At 37.5% G+C, this 272-nt stretch carries 1 protein-coding gene; it reads left to right on the plus strand.

The features are described from left to right. Positions 1 to 24: 24 nt before the first annotated feature. On the plus strand, positions 25 to 272 hold a 248-nt coding region (locus SB658_RS24000; protein ID WP_410602845.1), incomplete at its 3' end, for a cytochrome P450.

Here is a 272-nt window from a genome sequence, read left to right on the forward strand (position 1 = left end):
GAAGATACTGGTGAGGGAATGTCTGTGAAGCAACTAATAGACGAAATAAAAATTCTGTTTATCGCAGGCCATGAAACAACTGCTAATGCTCTAACTTTTACGTTGCATTTATTGGGTAACAATCCCAAGGTACAGCAGAAAGTTTTGGAAGAAATTTTAAAGATCGAATCTGAAACAAGTGAGGTTGTAGAGCAGCTTCAGAAAATGACTTATACGAACGCAGTTTTAAACGAATCAATGCGATTATTTCCACCAGCCTGGATTACTGATAG

Source organism: Bacillus sp. SIMBA_008 (genome assembly GCF_046535495.1).
Classification (GTDB): domain Bacteria; phylum Bacillota; class Bacilli; order Bacillales; family Bacillaceae; genus Bacillus; species Bacillus subtilis.